The organism is Candidatus Omnitrophota bacterium (assembly GCA_018894435.1).
In the GTDB taxonomy this organism is placed as follows: domain Bacteria; phylum Omnitrophota; class Gorgyraeia; order JAHIPI01; family JAHIPI01; genus JAHIPI01.
On record JAHIPI010000095.1, the window covers coordinates 1 to 3678 of the forward strand.

At 44.3% G+C, this 3678-nt stretch carries 4 protein-coding genes; all 4 read left to right on the plus strand.

Going from position 1 to position 3678, the window contains the following annotated elements:
- The first annotated feature begins 319 nt into the window (after positions 1 to 319).
- The 4 genes from KKI13_08050 to KKI13_08065 all read left to right on the plus strand — a co-directional run bounded on the left by KKI13_08050 (position 320) and on the right by KKI13_08065 (position 3310).
- Entirely contained in the window at positions 320 to 604 is a 285-nt protein-coding gene (locus KKI13_08050; GenBank protein MBU4488993.1) for a DUF3175 domain-containing protein, read from the plus strand.
- Between the two features lie 138 nt (positions 605 to 742).
- A complete protein-coding gene (locus KKI13_08055) occupies positions 743 to 1507 on the plus strand; it encodes an NAD-dependent deacylase (GenBank protein MBU4488994.1) in 765 nt (254 codons plus the stop codon).
- A 454-nt stretch (positions 1508 to 1961) separates the two neighbouring features.
- Positions 1962 to 2636, plus strand: a complete 675-nt coding sequence (locus tag KKI13_08060) for an alpha/beta hydrolase (protein MBU4488995.1) — start codon at positions 1962 to 1964, stop codon at positions 2634 to 2636.
- Positions 2633 to 3310: a SagB/ThcOx family dehydrogenase gene (locus KKI13_08065; protein ID MBU4488996.1), complete on the plus strand. Its 678-nt coding sequence runs from the start codon at positions 2633 to 2635 to the stop codon at positions 3308 to 3310. The genes KKI13_08060 and KKI13_08065 overlap by 4 nt, the downstream gene beginning before the upstream one ends.
- The last annotated feature ends 368 nt before the right edge of the window (positions 3311 to 3678 follow it).

Below are 3678 nucleotides of genomic sequence, written 5' to 3' on the forward strand. Positions count from 1 at the left end.
CCCATGGCTTTACAACTGCGATATTTGCAAACACTTGTTGAGATAGGAAAAGAAAATAATACAACAACACTTTTTCCAATACCAATAGATATTTTTAAAGCTTTTACTGAAAAAAAATAATATATTTTATTAAGTATCAATTAAGAAGTTCCCCATCGGCTCATAGGAGAGGGACCCTTAATATTTTTTGCCCCGTTTTCAACCAGATAGCGCCAGGGGTATCTATAAGTAAATACAAGGGGGATAGTAAGACGCTCTTGAGAGTCTGTTATTAAACAAGAGGTTCGAAAACAAATACGGATATTAAAGCAGGGTAAGTATGAAGCGAGTAAAAAAGTGGTCTGACCGGGTGACAAAGTTCAGCAATGCTCTTGATTTAGAACAGGGTGTTTTTACCTGGAAAGATCCGCGCAAGATCGCAGCCTCATTAAAGCGATCAGCAGAGACAAGCATGCGGCGAAAAAGTAGTCCTTTTGCATCCGCAATGTCAATGCTGTCTTTTTATATCAATCGTGCCGGAAAGAACATTGACCCTCTTCAGAAACGTATCCTGATGCAGACGAAGCAGGAGCTGAGAAAATTATTCAACCGGCCCGTAATTTAACAAATAAAGGGCACGGTTCTATTTTCCGTCCCCTAAGAATTGCGGTAGTTTTTTGGCCTTCGACTTCGCTCAGGCCGAGAAAAAGATAGCGCTAGGCGGGGCGCGGGGTGGGAACGCGCATGTATGCCCGAAGTACAAATGAATACTGATTACGAAGCTATAGCCCGAATCACCAAGCTTTTAAAGAATTGCAAAAGTATCCTGTTTATTACCGGAGCCGGGATTTCCGCGGATTCGGGCTTACCGACATATCGGGGAATCGGCGGGCTGTATAATGACAAGTTAACCGAAGATGGCATCCCGGTAGAAATGGCCCTGGCAGGAGAAACCTTAGAGAAGCGGCCGCAAGTGACCTGGAAATACCTTTCGCAGATAGAAAAGAACTGCCGGAATGCCAGGTTTAACCGGGGACACGAGGTTATTGCGGAGATGGAAAAGCATTTTGAGCGCGTATGGGTGTTGACGCAGAATATCGACGGATTCCATCATGCTGCCGGATCGCGCAATATAATTGATATTCACGGAAATATGCATAAATTAGTTTGTACACGTTGTGGGTGGCGAGACGTAGTTAAAGATTACAGCGAAATAAATATCCCGCCGCTTTGTCCGAAATGCGGTAGAATAGCCAGGCCGGAAGTGGTTTTCTTCGGAGAAATGCTTCCGGAAGATAGGGTGGCGGTACTTGAGCGGGAATTAACGCGGGGATTTGATATTTACTTTTCGATAGGCACGACCAGCGTTTTTCCGTACATTCGGCAGCCGATGGTAGCAGCGAAGCATCTAGGCCGGTTTACGATTGAAATCAATCCCCAAGATACCGAGATATCTGATTTGGTGGATATTAAGCTGCGTATGCGCGCGGCAGAAGCGCTGGATGCGATATGGAAGGAGTATAACTAAGCGGCCGCCAAGCGACCCCGAGCCCCAGCGAGGGGAGGGGTAGCATGGGAGCTACGGGGGCGCCCCCAAGGGCGCGGTGCATTTTAAGTTATTTCCTTAGAGACCAGCTTTACCCCATACTTAGACAAAAACGGAAAGACGAGGGTTTCAGAGAGACACCTTGCCTAAAAAGATAGGCAAGTGTCCCGCCTTCTGCGGGAGTTTCAGGTGGGCGCGGTTAGGTTTCTTGTGGGGAGAAAAATTCGGCGAAATTAGGTCTTTAAGCGATAGCGTTTTCAGGGTTTAGGTACCTTAATCCTTCCTTATATATATGCCCTGGCATTTTAAAGCTATGCCTCAATTATTGTTTCTATTTATATTCTTCGTTGCGACCCTCCTATTTTTAAGATACTTCGAGAATCACGCAATCTTTTATCCCGCTAGACAAATAGAGTTTCTTCCCCGAGATAGCGGCTTGGATTTTGAGGATGTATTTTTTAAAACCAGGGACAATATAGAACTCAATGCTTGGTTTATTCCTTCGCCAAAAGCGAGGTTTACCATACTCTTCTGCCACGGAAATGCCGGCAACATCAGCCATCGACTTGAGAAGATACTTTTTTTCCATAGCTTGGGATGTAATGTTTTCATATTTGACTATCGTGGATACGGCTTAAGTAAAGGCAGACCCTCTGAGAAAGGTTTGTATCTCGATACCCAGGCAGCTTTTGATTATTTGTTATCTCGCGGGATAAGCCAAGAGCAGATTATCGGGTACGGGGAGTCCATTGGCAGTGCGGCAATCATCGACCTTGCCTCCATACGCCCTATGCGTGCGTTGATTACAGAGGGCGCTTTCTCAAACGGTAAGGATATGGCAAGATACGCCTTCCCTTTTCTTCCTTACTGGATATTCTCCCTGCGCCTTGATTCTGAGAACAAGATAAGGTCCGTAAAAATAACCAAGCTTATGATACACAGTCTCAATGATGAAATTGTTCCCTTTAAACTGGGCAAAAAGCTTTACGATGCCGCGCCGGCACCAAAGGAGTTATTTGAAATTCGCGGGGGACATAATAGCTGCTTTTTTGATTCGCAGAATATCCTTAAAGAGAGGATGGGCGATTTTCTGGATAAGCTGATAAAATGATTTCATATAGCAAAATCGGCTACATTATTTTTATAGCAACTCTGCTTTTTATTGGTAAGGAGGATTTGAGTATGGCAAAGGCAAAAGAAATTCAATTACCGCAACCTATAACTAAAGGAATAATCTCCCTTGAAGAAGCGATTGCCAAAAGGCGTTCTCAGAGGTCCTTTAGCAAGAAAGAATTGACCTTATATCAGATTAGCCAATTACTCTGGGCAGCGCAAGGCATTACGGAAAGAAGGGGAGGTCATAGCTTGCGCAACGCTCCTTCTGCAGGTGCTTTATACCCAATGGAGATTTACGCACTTACCAAAGACGGCGTGTATCATTACCTTCCCGAGAGACATGCGCTTGAGGTTTTAAGCGAGGGTGATTTACGAGGCGATTTGTGTAACGCTAGCTTAGGTCAGAGTTCAGTTAGCGACGCTCCATTAGATATCGTCATCTGCGCAGTCTATGATAAGGTTACCTTTAAGTATGGGGAGCGCGGGAAGAGATACGCTGATATTGAGACGGGTCACATTGCCCAGAATATCCATTTGCAAGCAGTCGCGTTAGGCCTGGTTTCCGTCCCCATAGGTGCTTTTAGCGACGAGGAAGTAAAAAGCATATTAAATCTACCCGCAGATCACGTGCCTTTATATATTATTCCTGTCGGCCATAGCCATCCTTGATTCCAATAAACTTAAGATAGGATATGTCCCTTTAGTTTCTACCTGCAAATTCGCCACCGAAAAGTTACAGCGATTATCTTGAATAATACAGGACAAAAAGGACAAATTTTGCTCTCACCAGCCCAGTAATCAGCTATAAAATCCCTCTCTAAACCAAATAATTCTTGCCATAATAGGGTAACGCCTATATAATTAGGCTAATAAATTCAGAGAGGTTTCCCCTCGGCTTAACGATGAGGGACCCCAATTTTTGCCTTTCGGCAAAAATTGGCCCTGTGCTATTACCTTTATAGGGCCTCAACTGATTAAACCCGTAACATCCGTTACGGGCTTTTTATTATCTCGGGTATTAAACAACGCTATTTCAA

Excerpts from the sequence above, each read along its gene's own strand:
- KKI13_08055 (MBU4488994.1), top strand. The coding sequence starts at position 743 with ATGAATACTGATTACGAAGCTATAGCCCGAATCACCAAGCTTTTAAAG.
- KKI13_08050 (MBU4488993.1), top strand. The coding sequence starts at position 320 with ATGAAGCGAGTAAAAAAGTGGTCTGACCGGGTGACAAAGTTCAGCAAT.
- KKI13_08065 (MBU4488996.1), top strand. The coding sequence starts at position 2,633 with ATGATTTCATATAGCAAAATCGGCTACATTATTTTTATAGCAACTCTG.